The 16687-nt window shown below is 60.4% G+C and carries 15 protein-coding genes and 1 riboswitch; of the genes, 9 read left to right on the top strand and 6 right to left on the bottom strand.

Annotated features, from left to right (window positions below; translation table 11 throughout):
• Positions 1–2: 2 nt before the first annotated feature.
• On the bottom strand, positions 3–656 hold the full coding sequence (locus ACM6IN_RS21585; RefSeq protein ID WP_007915712.1) for a hypothetical protein: 654 nt from the start codon (positions 654–656) through the stop codon (positions 3–5).
• A gap of 125 nt (positions 657–781) precedes the next feature.
• Here ACM6IN_RS21585 and msbA point away from each other — a divergent pair, with 125 nt between their 5' ends.
• The 7 genes from msbA (at position 782) to ACM6IN_RS21550 (ending at position 9061) form a co-directional block, all read left to right on the top strand.
• Complete coding sequence (gene msbA, locus ACM6IN_RS21580) at positions 782–2608, top strand: lipid A export permease/ATP-binding protein MsbA (protein WP_007915714.1); 1827 nt, start codon at positions 782–784, stop codon at positions 2606–2608.
• Positions 2602–3498: a GNAT family N-acetyltransferase gene (locus tag ACM6IN_RS21575; RefSeq protein ID WP_007915717.1), complete on the top strand. Its 897-nt coding sequence runs from the start codon at positions 2602–2604 to the stop codon at positions 3496–3498. The genes msbA and ACM6IN_RS21575 overlap by 7 nt, the downstream gene beginning before the upstream one ends.
• A gap of 4 nt (positions 3499–3502) precedes the next feature.
• Positions 3503–4903 (top strand): PIG-L deacetylase family protein, encoded by a 1401-nt coding sequence (locus ACM6IN_RS21570; protein ID WP_123376883.1) that lies wholly within the window; start codon positions 3503–3505, stop codon positions 4901–4903.
• A 64-nt stretch (positions 4904–4967) separates the two neighbouring features.
• Positions 4968–6389 carry a bifunctional D-glycero-beta-D-manno-heptose-7-phosphate kinase/D-glycero-beta-D-manno-heptose 1-phosphate adenylyltransferase HldE gene (gene hldE, locus ACM6IN_RS21565; RefSeq protein ID WP_007915721.1) on the top strand — a complete coding sequence of 474 codons (1422 nt, stop codon included), beginning with the start codon at positions 4968–4970 and terminating at the stop codon, positions 6387–6389.
• 130 nt (positions 6390–6519) lie between these two features.
• On the top strand, positions 6520–7494 hold the full coding sequence (locus ACM6IN_RS21560; protein ID WP_007915723.1) for a glycosyltransferase: 975 nt from the start codon (positions 6520–6522) through the stop codon (positions 7492–7494).
• Positions 7495–8202 carry a hypothetical protein gene (locus ACM6IN_RS21555; protein WP_007915725.1) on the top strand — a complete coding sequence of 236 codons (708 nt, stop codon included), beginning with the start codon at positions 7495–7497 and terminating at the stop codon, positions 8200–8202.
• Positions 8203–8260: 58 nt separating this feature from the next.
• A complete protein-coding gene (locus ACM6IN_RS21550) occupies positions 8261–9061 on the top strand; it encodes a hypothetical protein (RefSeq protein ID WP_414916674.1) in 801 nt (266 codons plus the stop codon).
• 4 nt (positions 9062–9065) lie between these two features.
• Here the strand turns inward: ACM6IN_RS21550 and ACM6IN_RS21545 are convergent, their stop codons facing one another.
• The 4 genes from ACM6IN_RS21545 to ACM6IN_RS21530 form a co-directional block, all read right to left on the bottom strand.
• Positions 9066–10028 carry a hypothetical protein gene (locus tag ACM6IN_RS21545; protein ID WP_007915727.1) on the bottom strand — a complete coding sequence of 321 codons (963 nt, stop codon included), beginning with the start codon at positions 10026–10028 and terminating at the stop codon, positions 9066–9068.
• A gap of 31 nt (positions 10029–10059) precedes the next feature.
• Positions 10060–10872 (bottom strand): aldo/keto reductase, encoded by an 813-nt coding sequence (locus tag ACM6IN_RS21540; protein WP_414916673.1) that lies wholly within the window; start codon positions 10870–10872, stop codon positions 10060–10062.
• The gene (locus ACM6IN_RS21535; RefSeq protein ID WP_095113477.1) at positions 10869–12044 is read right to left on the bottom strand and encodes an NAD(P)/FAD-dependent oxidoreductase; all 1176 of its coding nucleotides are present in this window, start codon (positions 12042–12044) and stop codon (positions 10869–10871) included. Before ACM6IN_RS21535 ends, ACM6IN_RS21540 begins: the two co-directional genes overlap by 4 nt.
• Before the next feature lie 140 nt (positions 12045–12184).
• Complete coding sequence (locus ACM6IN_RS21530; RefSeq protein ID WP_007915730.1) at positions 12185–12517, bottom strand: DMT family transporter; 333 nt, start codon at positions 12515–12517, stop codon at positions 12185–12187.
• Positions 12518–12621: 104 nt separating this feature from the next.
• Here ACM6IN_RS21530 and ACM6IN_RS21525 point away from each other — a divergent pair, with 104 nt between their 5' ends.
• On the top strand, positions 12622–13524 hold the full coding sequence (locus ACM6IN_RS21525; protein ID WP_176472350.1) for a LysR family transcriptional regulator: 903 nt from the start codon (positions 12622–12624) through the stop codon (positions 13522–13524).
• Positions 13525–13535: 11 nt separating this feature from the next.
• Entirely contained in the window at positions 13536–14810 is a 1275-nt protein-coding gene (gene waaA / locus ACM6IN_RS21520) for a lipid IV(A) 3-deoxy-D-manno-octulosonic acid transferase (RefSeq protein WP_414916672.1), read from the top strand.
• Positions 14811–14900: 90 nt separating this feature from the next.
• On the opposite strand, the gene ACM6IN_RS21515 is transcribed toward waaA, so the two are convergent.
• Positions 14901–16334 carry a TolC family outer membrane protein gene (locus ACM6IN_RS21515; protein ID WP_007915734.1) on the bottom strand — a complete coding sequence of 478 codons (1434 nt, stop codon included), beginning with the start codon at positions 16332–16334 and terminating at the stop codon, positions 14901–14903.
• Positions 16335–16540: 206 nt separating this feature from the next.
• Positions 16541–16646: riboswitch (TPP riboswitch) on the top strand.
• Positions 16647–16687: the final 41 nt, after the last annotated feature.

The raw sequence follows: 16687 nt of genomic DNA, 5'->3' as shown, positions 1-16687 counted from the left end.
GCTTAACCGAGCAGCGGACGCAGGCGTGAGATCAGCGGCGCTTGTCGGTGGCTCGGCAAGGCCTGGCGATAGCCTTCGACAAAGGTTTCGCCGGCGTCCTGGCCCAGCAGCCATTGGCGGTCTTCCTTGTAGCGCAGCAAGTGAGCGAAGTTGCGCAGGCGTTTACTGTCACTGAGTGCGCGCTTCTGGCAGCGCAGGTCGGCGATATCGATCAGTCCCAGACGGTTGTCGGGGGTTTGCACGACGTTGCCGAAGTGCAGCGACCGAAAGTACACACCTTTTTCGTGCAGCAGGGCGAAGTACCCGCCCAGCTGGAATCTCAGTGTGTCAGCCTCTTCGTCAGTGCCTTGTAACTGACGCACGGTATTGCCTTCCAGCGGGCTGTAATACACGCCGTCGCGCTCGATGCTCGGGATGCGATAGACCGCGATGACTTTCGGGCAGAGGATGCCACGCTGTTCGAGTGCACGGGTGTTGTCGGCAAAGCGTTGTGCATAGGGGTAGAACAGCGCCGAACTGAGCAGCCGCTTGCGGCGGAACAGCTTGAGCATGCGTCCATCGGCCAATCTGAGCACCTTGTCGCCGGAACCGTCGGCCTCCAGTACGTGTGCACCTTTGCGCAGTGCCTCGTAAGTGCTGTGATCAATCGATTGCATATCGGGCTCCCCATCATTAGCGGGGTATCTTAACCGACTTGGTCGAAGGCTGGCTTGAAGTCATGTTTATCGGGGCAAAAACGCGTGTGATATCATCGGCGCCTCACTGAATTGCGCGGATCACCATGAGCAGTCCTGAACCGAAAGCCCAGTCCACGCTGGCGATCTATTTCCGCCTTTTGGCTTACGTGCGGCCTTATGCCGGCCTTTTCCTTCTCAGCATCGTCGGGTTTCTGATCTTCGCATCGACTCAACCGATGCTCGCTTATATCCTCAAATACTTTGTCGACGGTCTGGCCAATCCTGAAGCCAGTCTGTTCCCGGGCAACCCTTATCTGGGCAAGCTGCAGTTGCTCGAAACCGTGCCACTGATGATTGTCTTCATCGCGCTGTGGCAGGGCGTGGGCTCGTACCTGGGCAACTTCTTCCTGGCGCGGGTTTCGCTGGGGCTGGTGCATGACCTGCGGGTGGTGCTGTTCAATAAATTGCTGGAGTTGCCCAATCGCTTCTTCGACAAGAACAATTCCGGCCATCTGATTTCCCGGATCACCTTCAACGTGACGATGGTCACCGGTGCTGCAACGGATGCGATCAAAGTCGTCATCCGTGAAGGCATGACCGTGATTTTCCTGTTCTGCACACTGTTGTGGATGAACTGGAAACTCACTTTGGTGATGGTCGCCATCCTGCCGTTGATCGGTTTGATGGTGAACAGCACCAGCAAGAAATTCCGCAAGCAAAGCAAGAAGATTCAGGTCTCGATGGGGAACGTCACGCACGTCGCCTCCGAGACCATTCATGGCTACCGCGTTGTGCGCAGCTTCGGCGGCGAGCAGTACGAAAAGGATCGCTTTCGCGATGCCAGCCAGAGCAACACCGACAAGCAGTTGACGATGACCAAGACCGGTGCGGTCTACACGCCGATGCTGCAACTGGTCACGTACAGTGCCATGGCCGTGGTCATGTTCCTCGTGCTGTATCTGCGCGGTGACGCTTCGCCGGGCGATCTGGTGGCGTACATCACCATGGCAGGCCTGTTGCCCAAGCCTATCCGTCAGTTGTCGGAAGTCAGCTCGACCATCCAGAAGGGCGTGGCCGGTGCCGAAAGTATTTTCGAGCAACTGGATGAGCCGGCGGAAGTGGATCGGGGCACGGTCGAGCAGGATCGTCTCGAAGGTCGTCTGGAAGTGCGCAATCTGAGCTTCCACTACCCCGACACCGACAAAGCGGTGCTCAACGACATCAGCTTTGTTGTCGAGCCGGGGCAAATGGTCGCGTTGGTTGGCCGCTCGGGCAGTGGCAAGTCGACCCTGGCCAGCCTCATTCCGCGCTTTTATCAGCATGATCATGCTCAGGGCCAGATTCTGCTCGATGGTGTGCAGGTGCAGGATTTCACCCTGCGCAGCCTGCGTCGGCAGATTGCTCTGGTGACCCAGCAGGTCACGCTGTTCAACGATACGGTGACCAACAACATCGCCTACGGCGACCTGGCCGGCGCGCCGTTCGATGAGGTCAAGCGCGCAGCCACCGAGGCGTATGCCGATGAGTTCATCATCAAGATGCCGCAGGGCTACGAAACCATGGTCGGCGAAAACGGCGTCCTGCTGTCCGGTGGTCAGCGTCAGCGTATCGCCATTGCCCGGGCGCTGCTCAAGGATGCGCCGTTGCTGATTCTCGATGAGGCCACTTCTGCGCTGGATACCGAGTCGGAGCGGCATATTCAGGCTGCCCTGGATCATGTGGTTAAAAACCGCACGACCCTGGTGATCGCGCACCGCTTGAGCACTATTGAAAAGGCCGACCTGATTCTGGTCATGGACGAAGGCCGTATCGTCGAGCGCGGCTCTCACGCGCAATTGCTTGAGCAAAACGGCTATTACGCCCGTCTGCATGCCAAAGAGTTCGAAGAGGGTGACGAGCCTCAGCCGGCACACGCGACCGACGTATGCTGACGATGTTTCGCAGCTTTCGCGAACGTGGCTGGACCGAGATCGACCGGGACAGCTACGCCCGGGCCTGGCAGCGTTTCGGTGGCAGCTTTGCCACGCATCCGGAAGTCGTCGAGCGCTTGTCGACATTCCTGGGCATCGAGCTGCGTTACCTGGGCTGGATCGTTGGCGGTGATGTGCTTGCCGCCATCCCTTGCTGGGGCCGGCATGTCGCCTTGTCCAAGGAAGTGCTCAAGCGCGAGGGCAAGCGTGGCTTGCTGGACATGGGCAACGCGGAAATCATTCTGCCGATTGCCCCCGATGTCAGCGTGCCGGTGCGTCAGCGCGTGGCGTATGTATCGCAACTCAATGCCGAGCAGATCAGTACGTTAAAGCCGCAGCCTGAGGGTTTGGCCCTTGCCCGGTTGCCGGAAGAGTATTCGAAGAAATTCCGCTACAACCAGCGTCGCGAACAGCGTCTGCTGGAAGAGGCGGGCGGATCGCTGGTGCCGATGTCCGACTTCACCCCGCAGGAACAGGCTGCCGCTTACGGCGATCTGTTTCAGCGTCGCTGGGGTTTCGAGGTGCCGGGCAAGGCCGGGCTGGTTGAAGTGTTTACGTTGCTGCGCGAGTTCATGACCGGTTCGGTGGTGATGCTCGATTCGGCGCCTGTGGCCATTCAGGTGCTGTACCGCGTCGAGGCCCCGCAATGGGTGTCGCTGGAGTACATCAATGGTGGCGTTGACCCGCAGAGCCGCGAGTTCAGTCCCGGCAGTGTGCTGAGTTTCGTCAACACCCAAGACGCCTGGGCGCACGCGCAAGCGCTGGGCAAGCCTTTGCGTTATTCATTCGGTCGCGCCGACCGGGAGTACAAGGATCGCTGGTGCCATAAGGTGCCGGTCTTCAAGGTTTGAATCCATGAGCACTCGCAAACAACAGCTTCTCAAGGCCCATCGGCGCAACAAGCGTCTGTTCCTGGTCGCCTTTCTGGTGGGGTTGTTGCTGATCGGATGGTTGGTTGCGTGGTGGCTGGTGCCGTTGGTGCTGGTGCTGGCCTGGGTCGCACACGAGGCCTGGTTCGCCGATCATCTGTTCTATCGGCCTGCTGACGACTATTACTACAACTTCCCGGCGCAAACCGCACGGCAGGCGGTGAGCCTTGCGGGCGGTGTCGTACAGCTGAGCGAGCCGCTGGCGCAGGGCGAGACGCTGGTACTCGAGCTGGAAGTGAAATCCACTTGGCTGGGGCGTTGGCTCGATCCCTGCGTCGAGGTGGGCGATGATCGCCAAGACTTCGAGCGCGGCGTCAAAGGGCGGCGTTTCCTTAATCTGTCCGGGCAGGCCACTGCGCTGGCGCAAGGTGCTCTGGCGCTGCGTGGCCGATATTGCGTACCCGCCGCGACCGGTGTGTTGTGGGTCATGGCCAATCCTGATTATTCCCGTCAGCGGGTGATGGTCATTGCTCCCCATGCCGATGATGCCGAACTCGCCGCATTCGGCCTGTACAGCCGTTGCGAAGACGTCAGTATCGTCACCCTGACCCAGGGCGAGATCGAGGCTGAAGACTTCCAGCGTCTTGGCCTTGATCAAGCCGCAGCGGCACGTTTGAAGGGCCGTTTGCGCAGTTGGGACAGTCTGGTGATCCCGCTTTGGGGGGGCGTGCCTGCCGATCGCTGTGTGCAATTGGGTTATTACTGCTTGCAACTGCCGTCGATGGCCGAAGCGCCTGTGAAGGCGTTCGGCTCCCGTGAGTCGCAGGAAAACGATGTGCGCAGCGTGCGCCGGCACAATCCGTTGAGCCTGCCCGCCGACATCGATGGGCAGCCGACCTGGCAAAATCTGCTGGGCGACCTGAAGGCCCTGCTTGAGCACTATCGTCCAGAAGTGGTGGTGACGCCCCATCCTGAGCTCGATCCTCACAGCGATCATGTGGCGTCTACCCAGGCGCTGCTTGAGGCTATCGAGCTGAGTCAGTGGAAACCGACAACCCTGCTGATGTACGCCAATCACCTGCACGACAACGATCGCTGGCCGATGGGCCCAGCCGGTGCCGGTATTGCGCTGCCGCCGGCCATCGAGCCATTGCCGGCTGACCGGCTGTGGAGTCCGCTGTTGTCAGCAGATGTGCAACTGGACAAAGCCATGGCACTGGCCATGGAGCACGATCTGCAGGGCGGGCAAGTGTTCAAGCGGCAATTACGCCGCTGGATCCAGCAAGTCCTGGCGGGTCGTCGCTGGCCAGCAACAGGCAGTAACGAGTTTTTCCGCAAGGCGGTCCGGCGTCACGAATTGTTCTGGGTGCGCGACCTTTCAGATTGAGGCGGACGGCGCTTTACCCTGTGTTAATATCGCGCCCCTGTTCATTTTGTATGTGGGTTGCTCCATGAAGTTGTCCATGCCGCGTTTCGATCAAGCCCCGGTCTTGGTAGTCGGCGATGTCATGCTCGACCGTTACTGGCATGGCGGAACCTCACGGATTTCCCCTGAGGCGCCGGTGCCGGTCGTTAAGGTCGAGCAGATCGAAGATCGTCCGGGCGGTGCCGCGAACGTTGCCTTGAACATTGCCGCGCTGGGTGCGCCGGCGTCCCTGGTCGGTGTGACCGGTGACGACGAAGCCGCCGACAGCCTGAGCAACAGTCTTAAAGGCGCGGGCGTACGTGCCCTGTTCCAGCGCATTGCGCACCAGCCAACCATCGTCAAGCTGCGGGTCATGAGCCGGCACCAGCAACTGCTGCGTATCGACTTTGAAGAGCCGTTCGCCACCGATGCCCTGGCCCTCGGTTCACAGGTCGACGACCTGCTCGAAGGCATCAAGGTCCTGGTACTTTCCGACTACGGCAAAGGCGCCCTGAAAAACCATCAGGCGTTGATCCAGGCCGCCCGTGCGAAGAACATTCCGGTACTGGCTGACCCCAAGGGCAAGGATTTCTCGATTTATCGCGGCGCGAGCCTGATCACCCCGAACCTCAGCGAATTCGAAGCCATCGTCGGCGGTTGTGTCGATGAGCATGAACTGGTGAGCAAGGGCGCCGCCCTGATGCACGACCTGGAGCTTGGTGCGCTGCTGGTGACGCGCGGCGAGCACGGCATGACCCTGCTGCGTCCTGACCAGCCGGCACTGCACTTGCCGGCCCGTGCCCGTGAAGTGTTCGATGTCACCGGTGCCGGTGATACGGTGATTTCGACCCTGGCCGCAGCGATTGCCGCCGGTGAAGACCTGCCCCACGCCGTTGCGCTGGCCAATCTGGCCGCCGGCATCGTGGTTGGCAAGCTCGGTACGGCCGCCATCAGTGCTCCGGAGCTGCGTCGCGCCATCCAGCGTGAAGAAGGTTCCGAGCGTGGTGTGCTGGGTCTTGAGCAGTTGCTGCTCGCCGTGGCCGATGCCCGCGCGCACAACGAGAAGATCGTCTTCACCAACGGTTGCTTCGACATCCTGCATGCCGGGCATGTGACCTATCTGGAACAAGCGCGGGCACAGGGCGATCGCCTGATTGTCGCGGTCAACGATGATGCTTCGGTCAGCCGCCTCAAAGGCCCGGGCCGCCCGATCAACAGCGTCGACCGGCGCATGGCCGTTCTCGCCGGCCTCGGCGCGGTGGACTGGGTGATCAGTTTCCCTGAAGGCACCCCGGAAAACCTGCTGCGCGAGGTCAAACCGGACGTGCTGGTCAAGGGCGGCGATTACGGCATCGATCAGGTGGTCGGCGCTGATATCGTCAGCGCTTATGGCGGCACCGTGAAGGTCTTGGGGCTTGTGGAAAACAGCTCGACAACTGCGATTGTCGAGAAGATCCGCAGTCGTTGATCAGATGAATTTTTACTGTTGTGTACTGCGTGTGAACGGATTTTGCCTTGGGGATTTTACCGTTTCCGTTGATGTAGGCAGCTTTGAATCCGATGCGCTTGCCTGCCTACGTCGCGTGGTCAATTAATCTATGAAAGTCATGCTCCTGGTGATGGACGAGCAGCGGGTCATTCTCGACCGGCTCTACGACATCGTGCAGCAGAACTGTGATGAATGCTTCATCTATCGTTTGAGCAAACGGCAACAAATGAACCTGGGGCCGTTTCTGGCCTCGGTTGGTTATCAGAACTTCGATCGTGTGGTCATCTTTTCCAGGGTCAAGCGCCTGGCCCCGCAATTGCGGGTGCTCAAGTGCATTCCCGGGCTGGTCTTCCTCGAACATGACGCCTACCAGAACTACATGCCGGCGAGTAAGTATCGTGGCGTGTATTCACGCCTCTACCGTCGCCTGCCGAGTTGTCGGGCGCTGGTGTCCGGTGCTGTGGTCGCGCGCAAGATGCTGGCTGAGGGCATCGACACGGTGTTCGTCTCCAAAGGTTATGACGAGCAGATGCTGCACAACACCGGCGTCGAGCGGGATATTCCCATCGGCTTTCTGGGCAGCCTGAAAAGTACCGAATATGCCGAGCGCAAAGCCATGCTCGAGTCGCTCTCGCAGCGGACCGGAATGCTGGTGACCCGCACCAAGTCGGGTGAGGAATACCTGCAGACGCTCAATCGCATCAGGATTTTCGTCAGCGCCGACATCGGCATGAACGAGTTCATGATCAAGAACTACGAGGCCATGGCTTGCGGCTGTGTGTTGCTGGCCTGGAGCCAAGGCGAAGAAGACCGCTTGCTCGGTTTTGAAGACATGCACAACACCGTGTTCTACCGCAGCGAAGAAGAGGCGGTGGAGAAGATCAAGCTGTTGCAGAGCGATCCGGAACTCGCGGAGCGCATTGCCCGCAACGGCCAGGAATTTGCGCAAAGCCGTTATTCCTTTGCCCGTGTCGGTCAGGCACTGGCCACGGAAATCCAGCGTGAGATGCGCCCATGGCAGCCGCCTTCGGCGTTCACACGGTTCTGGGTGAAACTGCGCTACGGGATGAAGGTGCCAGTCTGAATGAAGGATCATCAAGCGTCGCAACCCGACGAACACATGGCGCTGGATGCGCTGCCCGGCGGTGATCAGTCCGTTCTGGGCGCTCTGCCTGCAGACCTTCTCGAGCGTCTCGGCCGTGCACCTCGGGTCGTGCTGGTTGCCAACAATCCGGCTATCACCGCGGCAGACTTTCAGGCGCTGGACATTGGCGCCGATGATGTCGTCGTCAGCTTCAATACCTGCATCAAAGCGGCGCTGCTCAACAAGCACAGCGTCAATGTCTTCGTGCATGGCTACAACGCGCAGGACGCCTATTTTTTTGGTCTGCCTTACGCGCCGCCGGTGCAGCGCATGTTCGAACAGGCGAATGAACGCTGTTTCAGCATGCTGGTGGGCTGTGCCGCACCGATGTGCCCATTGCCGCGTGTGGCGATGTATTGGGATCGCATTCCGCTGCCGCCGCTGTGGAACTACCCGGTCGACCGGCCTGGCGGTAAACGCTACGTCGGGCCGTCCACGGGTTTTAACACGCTGGTGTTGTTCGACTGGTTACGTGATCACGCCGGTTATACCTATCAGCTGATGACCCTGGGGTTTTCCAACGAAGCAGGAAAGCTGTGGGGTGGCCATGCCTGGGATTACGAGCGCGACTGGCTGCAGAAATCGCACGTCATTGTGGTGCCGCTGCCACCCCGTCGCTGGTGGCAAAAGCTGTTTCGGCAAAAGTAAGCCACATCGTGAATCCGGTTGCCGTCAGGCCCGAACCATTTTCAAAAGGTGCTGTTGAGTGTTGAAAATTGCCGTGGCTTTTTTCGGGATCCCGAGAAATTCGACAATCTGCTTCCCCTCTATCGAACAGAACGTTCTGGCGCAGTTGCCTGCGGGCAGCGACGTTAAGTGCTTCTACCATCTGTACAAGATCGATGAGGTGCAGAACACGCGGTCCGGCGAGAAGGGTGAACTGAAGGCGGACAATTACCAGCCGTTCGAGTCGATGACCGGCACGCTCACCTCGACCGAAGGTGTGCTGGAGCGCTGGGATTTCGAGCAGGTCAAAGCACAGGGCGACACTTGGGCCGATGACTATGCGTCGCTGCGTAATCTGATCTATCAGCTCAACTCGTTGCACACCGTGACCTCGATGATCGAATCCTTCGATCCGGATTTCGTTGTGTTCGTGCGCCCGGACAATTTCTTCCACACCGCGCTGCCCGGCTATGTGTTCAATCATCCGCAGGTGCGGCGACACAACGCCTACATTCCTGATTGGCAGTGGTGGGGTGGTTTGAACGACCGTTTCGCGGTTTGCGGGCGCGATACCTATGTCGCGTACGGCAAACGGGTCGAGCGCATTTTCGATTTCTGCAAGGCGACAGGTCGCAAGCTGCATTCCGAGCGCTTGCTCAAATATGCGTTGCAGCAGGTGGATGCCAAAATCTGCACACTGCCGACTCAGGCATCACGAGTGCGCATTACCGGCGCATTTGCCGAGGAGTCGTTCTCGCCCAAGCGCGGCATGGGCAAGCGCGAAAACCGCTACTTCCATTTCTTCGCCGCGTTGCGCACGTGGTGGGATCGCCGCCGCTAAACCGCTATTTGGCGGTTTTTTTGCCCAGCCCGACCAAACGCAGCGCCTTGATGCTCAACTGCTTGAGCCCCTGACGCGGGGCTTTCGCCGGTTGCAGACCCTGTTGCACCAGCCAGTCCTTCCAGCGAATCCGCTCCTCGCGCACGACCCAGCCGGTTTGTGTCGCAAAGCTCTCGGCCAGATACAGACCTCGGGTGCTGGCCGGCACCAGTTTGTCGCGCTTGAGCGTGTATAGCTCGGCCAGTGGCGCGCCGTCCTTGAGTGGCATCAAGTACAGGTCGGGGCGCTTGCGGTCGAGTCTGGCCACCAGTTGATCACCTTCCAGACGCTCGTCGACGTGGAACAGACTCAGGGACTTGGCTTCCTTGGGCACATCCAGGCGCAAGTCGTAGATCAATTGCAGTGACGCGGTCGGCAGGTGTACGTAGGCCCGAGGCCGTTCGAGCAATTGCAGATTGGCGCTACGGATCGGTCGCGCTGAGCCGGACAACGGGGTCAGGCGAAACGGCAGGGCTTCGCGATAATGCAGAGCTGCAGAGTAGGGGGCTGGCAGCCAGGTGTCGTTGAAGCGCCCGCCGAGCCAGCCTTCCGGTGTCTCGAGCAAACACTCTTCAGCAATTTCCTGAATGGCCGTGTGTAGCGGGATATTCAGCTCATGAGCCGGCACGTAACCGGAAATCAATTTGAGCACGACGTCGCCACGGTCCTGTCGGCGCTGGCGCACCAGCACCCAATAATCGCGATTCTGCCAATGCAGGGTCAGACGTACCGAAACGCCGAGATTGGCCAGCTCCAGCGAGAAGCGCTCAGTGTCGGCCACGCTCACCGGTTTGCGCCGCTGCAAGGTCTGCGCGAAGTTCAGCGGCATGCCGACGCTCTGATAGGTCAGGCCTTCGGGGGTGGCTTCGACGAACAGCGGCAGGGTCTTGAAGTTGCTCGGGTTCTTTCTGATGAGCGTGCGCGGCATATCGGCTCCTGCTTAAGGCCGCGAGGCGGCGTCAGTGACCACGTAGGACCTGAGCAACGGTCGTAACGTTGTGGGCGAGGTGCAGCGGATTGATCGTGCCGACAATAGCACTGGCCACGCCAGGCTGTGCGAACAGCAATTCGAAGCTGGCACGCACCGGGTCGACGCCCGGGCTCAGGCAGACATGACCGCTGGCCAAGGCTTTTTTCACCAGAATGGCTTTGCCGTGGACAGCAGCATAGTCAATGACAGTTTTCTCGTTTTGTTCGTTCAGATTGTAGGTGACCATTGCGCAGTCACCTTGCTCCAGTGCCTTGAGGCCACCTTCGACGGTTTTTCCGGAAAAGCCGAAGCCGCGAATCTTGCCTTCGGCCTTGAGCGCCGCGAGGGTGGCGTACACCTCTTCGTGCTCGAGAATTGCCATGTCGTTGCCGTCGGAATGCACCAGCACCAGGTCGATAAAATCGGTTTCAAGACGTTGCAGGCTGCGTTCCACCGACATTCGTGTGTGTGCTGCACTGAAATCGTGGCGCGACAGACCATCGGCAAACTCTTCGCCGACCTTGCTGACGATTACCCAGTCCTGACGCTGGCCACGCAGCAGCGGGCCGAGACGCTCTTCGCTGCGGCCATAGGCCGGGGCGGTGTCGATCAGGTTGATGCCCAATTCCCGCGCCTGACGCAGCAGCATGCGCGCTTCGTCGTCGCCGGGAATCTGAAAACCGTTGGGGTATTTCACGCCTTGGTCACGGCCGAGTTTGACCGTGCCCAGACCCAGTGGCGAAACCATCAGGCCGGTGCTGCCCAACGGTCGATGAAGGTCGTGCAGATTGGCAATGGTCATGGCAGCAGTTGCTCCCAGGCGGGAACGCCCATGGGTGGTTTTGGCAGTGCCGGCAAAGGTTCGGCGGCTTGCGGCTGGATGCCGTCGCGCTCGAGAGAGGCGATGACCCGGTCAGCGAAGTCCGGTGCCAGCGCCAGTTTGGTTGGCCAGCCGACCAGCAAGCGCCCCTGTTCGGCGAGAAAGGCGTTGTCCGGGCGTGTCAGCCCGGTTTGCAGTGGTTCGGCACGGTCAACCCGCAGGGTCGCCCATTGCGTGGCGCTGAGGTCGATCCACGGCAGCAACTGTGCGATCTCTTTCTGCGCGGTGGCGATCTGCTCGGCCGGCTCGCGGTGCACGCCTTCGCTTTCGGCGATGTCGCCGCCCATGTACCAGACCCATTGGCCGTCAGCCGCCGGGTGTGTGGTTACGGTGATCCGCGGTTTGCTGCCGCCACCCAAGCAGTGGGCGTACAACGGTTTCAAGCCCGGGCCTTTGGCGAGGATCATGTGCAGCGGCCGGCGTTGCATGGCCGGCTGGCTCAGACCGAGGTCTTCAAGCAGTTGGGCGGTACCCGCGCCGGCGCTGAGGACGATGCGCTGAGCGCGAATCTCGCGGCCGTCGACTTGCAACCCGACCAGCACGCCCGCTTCCAGCAACGGCTCGATGGTTTGCCCGGCGAGCAGGCCATCGCCGGCCAGATCGGCCAGACGCTGGATCAGGCTTGGCACATCCACGACCAGTTCGGCGAGACGATAGACCTTGCCCTTGAAGCGCTTGTCTTGCAGGGCTGGCGGCAGTTGCTCGCCCTTGACCTGATCAACGCGGCCGCGCACCGCTTTGCTGGCGAAGAAACTGGTGAGGTTGCCGGCGAGGGTCCCCGGCGACCACAGGTAATGGGCCTCGGACAGCAGGCGCACACCGGACAGGTCCAGCTCGCCATTGCCGGCCAGCGCTTCACGCCAGCGGCGCGGCATGTCGGCGATGGCTTCCGAGGCGCCGGTCAGAGCACCGTGCAGCGCGTATTTGGCGCCGCCGTGGATGATGCCCTGGGATTTAACGCTTTGCCCGCCGCCGAGGCTGGCACTTTCCACCAGCACGGTCGAAAAACCCTGGCGGCGCAGACGCGCGTTCAACCAGAGGCCGGCGACACCAGCGCCGACAATCAGAACGTCGGTGGAAATAACGGATGGCATGCAACGACCTCAGTGTTCAAGACGAGGGCGCAGTATACAGACTCGGGAAAGGGGCGGATTTGTCGATGATCAACAGGCCGAACACAAATCCAAATGTGGGAGCGAGCAGGCTCACTCCTACAAGGGAATGTGGTTGGGCTTTAGTGCCCGGCAGTTTTCGAGAACAACTGGATCACGACGACGCCCAGCACGATCAACGCCATCCCCAGCATCGCCGGGATATCCAGTTTTTGCCCGTAGATAAACAGCGCCGCGACGCTGACCATCACAATGCCCATACCCGCCCAGACCGCATAGGCAACGCCGACCGGTACGGTGCGCACCACCAGCGTCAGCATCCAGAACGCAATCGCGTAGCCGACGATGACCAGCACTAGCGGCAGGGGGGTGCTGATGCCTTTGACGGCCTTCATCGATACGGTGGCGATCACTTCGGCGCAGATGGCAATGGCCAGGTAGGCGTAGGCGTTCATGGTTCAGATCCTCAATGTAAAACGTTGCTTGCTGAGGCGGCATTCTAGTGATTCACCAGATGGGGTAAAGTCATTACCTATCTGTTCTGAAGATGGGTTGGCGAATCAGCATGCAGTGGAATCTGGATCAACTTCGGGTGTTTGTCGATGTGGCCGAACATCGCTCGTTTTCCGCCGTGGCGCGCCAGCAGCGCAAGGCGCAATCGGCGATCAGCAACGCTGTTGCCATGCTTGAAGATGATCTGGGCGTGAGCCTGTTTGAGCGTAGCAGCGGTCGCCAGCCAAGCCTTACTGAAGCGGGCGAAGCATTGCTCGAAGAAGCGCGGGAAGTCCTGCGCCAGTGTGAGCGTCTGAATGGCCGGGCGATGGCCATGATGCGTGGTCAGGAAGCGCAACTGCGCGTGGCCCAGGACGAGGCGATGCCCTATCAGGCGCTGGTGGAAAGTTTCGGTGAACTGGCCGAGCAATTCCCCAGCCTTGAAGTGCAACTGACCAGCGCCGCGCAAGGCGAAGTCGCGCGAAAACTGGTCGAACGTCGCGCCGACCTCGGCCTGCTTTTCTATCACGATGAAATCCCCGAAGCCTTGGAGCGCCGCGTCCTCGGCAGCGTGGAGATGGTCACGGTCTGTGGCATCAAGCACCCGCTGGCGGCGCAGTCCTATGTGACCTGCCAACAACTGGCGCAACACCGACAGTTGCTGATGTCGACGCAAACCAGCGTCTATCCCGGCAACGAGCCGGCCAGCCCGCAGGTGTGGCGCGCCGACAGTTTCTACGTGATGTCCGAATGGCTGGTGCGCGATCTGGGCTGGGCCTGGTTGCCGCGCCACGTGGTGCAGTACTCGGCGTATCAGGGCTTGATGGTTGAACTCGACAGTGAGTGGACGCCGCCGGCGCTGGTGGTTGAGCTGGTCTGGCGCCGCGACGAACCGCTCGGCCCGGCCGCGCGTTGGCTGGCCGAACGTTTTGCCGTGCACTTGCGGGCGATCGGTGGCAAAAGTCGATAAACTCCGCCGCCATGAATAGAACTCTCTACACCGCGCTGTTTTACCTGGGGCTGCCATTGGTGGCGATTCGGCTGTGGCTGCGGGCGCGCAAGGCGCCGGCGTATGCCAAGCGGATTGGCGAACGTTTTTCCTACGGCATGCCGAGGTTGCAACCCGGCGGCATCTGGGTGCACGCGGTATCGGTGGGCGAAAGCATCGCTGCCGCACCGATGATCCGCGCTTTGTTGCAACGTTATCCACAGTTGCCAATTACCGTGACCTGCATGACCCCGACCGGGTCGGAGCGGATTCAGGCGCTGTTCGCCAACGAGCCGCGCATTCAGCATTGCTATCTGCCCTACGACTTGCCGTGTGCGGCGTCGCGTTTTCTTGACCGCGTTCAGCCCAAGCTTGCGGTGATCATGGAAACCGAGTTGTGGCCTAACCACATTCATCAGTGCGCCAAGCGTGGAATCCCGGTGGCGCTGGCCAACGGACGCTTGTCCGAGCGCTCCGCACGCGGCTATGGCCGCTTCAGCAAGCTGACCGCGCCGATGCTGGCCGAGATGAGTTTGTTCGCCGTGCAGACCGAAGCCGAAGCCCAGCGCTTCCGCGATCTGGGTGCGCGTGCGGAAACAGTCGAAGTCACCGGTTCGATCAAGTTCGACCTGACCATCGACCCGCAACTGCTGCAACGCGCGGCCGAACTGCGCGGGCAGTGGCAGGCGCTGGAGCGCCCGGTGTGGATCGCCGCCAGCACCCACGAAGGCGAAGACGAAGTGGTGCTCGATGCCCATCGCCGCTTGCTGACCAATCATCCGGATGCCCTGCTGATCCTGGTGCCGCGTCACCCGGAACGTTTCAACTCGGTGTTCGAACTGTGTCAGCGCGAAGGTTTTGCCACGGTGCGACGCTCGACCGCAGCTCAGGTCGATGCAAAGACTTCAGTACTGCTCGGCGACACCATGGGCGAATTGTTGTTTCTCTATGCCTTGGCGGACAGTGCGTTTGTCGGCGGCAGCCTGGTGCCTAACGGTGGGCACAACCTGCTGGAGCCGGCAGCCTTGGCCAAACCGGTGATCAGCGGCCCGCACCTGTTCAACTTCCTCGACATCGCCGCGCAAATGCGTGAAGCCGGAGCGTTGGCCGAAGTGGATGATGCCGAAGGGCTGGCGGTCGAGGTGCAGCGCTTGTTCGAATTGCCGCGTGATGCGCAGCGTATGGCCGAGGCCGGGCTGGCGGTAATGCGCCGCAATCAGGGCGCGTTGCAGCGTTTGCTGGATGGTTTGGGCAGACTGATCAAGTAAGCAAAAAGATCGCAGCCTTCGGCAGCTCCTACATTGGAAAATGTTCCTCTGTAGGAGCTGCCGAAGGCTGCGATCTTTTGTTTTTAAGGCTTAAGGCCGGGCCTTGAGCTGCGCCTCGGCGGCCTTGGCCAGATCCGGCGGGAGGAAATCCTTGTCCGGGTTGTAATCGGCCTTCAGATACCGCCGCAGATCTTCCAGGTCACCCGGGTTCAGTGTCCCCGCCGCCTGCTTCAAACGCAGGTTGTCGAGGATGTAGTCATAACGCGTGTTGTTGTAATTGCGCACCGAGGTGTACAGCTGACGCTGCGCATCGAGCACGTCAACGATGTTGCGCGTACCGACCTGATAACCGATCTCCGTGGCTTCCACTGCGCTCTGGTTGGAAATGATCGACTGACGACGCGCCTGCACTTGCTCGACGTCGGTGTTCACCGCACGGTGCAGGTTGCGGGTGTTCTCGACGATCTGCCTGCGTAGGGATTCGCGCTGTTGTTCGCTCTGATTCAGTTGCTCATACGACTGGCGCACTTGCGAGCTGGTCAGCCCGCCGCTGTAGATCGGGATGTTCAGTTGCAAGCCGACTGTGCTCTGCTCGACGTTGCCGTGATAAGGCGTGCCGAACGAGTTCGGATTGGCAAATCCCAGCGCATCGTTGTCACCCTTTTCGTATTTGGCCACGGCGTCGAGGGTTGGCAAATGGCCGGCCTTGCGCTGCTTCAACGTTTCTTCGGCCGAGCTGACGGCGAAGTTGCTCGCCAGCAGGTTAAGGTTCTGTTTCGCCGCTGTGTCGACCCACGCCTTGGCATCGTTCGGCGCCGGCGGCAGGATCGGCAACGTATGGACGATGCCCTGAATCGAGTTGTACTGGCGGTTGGTCAGGGTGATCAGCGCTTCGAAGGCATCATCGACCTGACGCTGGGCAACGATGCGGTTGGCCCGTGCGGTGTCGTAACTGGCTTGCGATTGCAGCACGTCGGTCTTGTCCGACAGGCCGACATCGAAGCGTTCGTTGGACTGGTCGAGTTGGCGCTTGAACGCGGCTTCTTCGGCCTTGGTCGAGGCCAGGTTGTCCTGGCTGCGCAGCACGTTGAAATAGCTTTCGGCCGATTGCAGGATCAGGTTCTGTTCGGTCGCCGACAGTTGCAGGGCGGCTTGCTCGTTGACGTCCTTCGCGGCCTGGTACTGGAACCAGCGATCGGCGCGGAACAATGGCTGGGCCAGAGTCGCTTGATAAGAGTGAGCGCTGCGATTGGCAGTGGCCGAGGGTTGATCGATCGACGTGCGCACATTGGCCACTTCGGCACCGCCCGACAGGTTCGGCAGCAACCCGGCGCGGGCCTGTGGCACGACTTCTTTCTGCGCACCGTACTGAGCGCGGGCGGCGGCCAGATCAGCATTGTTGTCGACCGCTTCCTGATAGACGCTGACCAGATCGGTTTTGGTCGACAAGGGCGCTTCTGCTGCCCAGGCCATTGCGTTGGACGCACAAGACACGGCAACAGCCAGTGAGAGTTTGCGCAGCATGAGGCGATCCCTAGCATTAATATTATGGAAGTAATCCGGGCGCCAAAGGTAAGGCGCAAGCCCCGCAGCGTCAAGGCGTGGCGGGGCAAAGCGAGTGTAGTTGCGCAAATCGATCACAACAATCGGCCAAGCCCCTGTATTTATGCCATTCATCATGGTGTTTGCTGCGGTGTTGGCGTTCTTTGCCGGTTGTGTCTAGACTGGCCGGGTTCTTGTCGGGGTGCCTTGCTATGAGGCTGAGATCGAATAATTTCGGATCCCGTTGAACCTGATCAGGTTAGCGCCTGCGTAGGGAACAAGATTTCTCGTCACCCGGCGAGTCCTCTTGTGCTTCGTCCGGGAAATTGTTCGAC

The organism is Pseudomonas sp. IT-P395 (genome assembly GCF_949767675.1).
GTDB lineage: Bacteria > Pseudomonadota > Gammaproteobacteria > Pseudomonadales > Pseudomonadaceae > Aquipseudomonas.
This window is presented reverse-complemented; position numbering and strand designations above follow the sequence as displayed.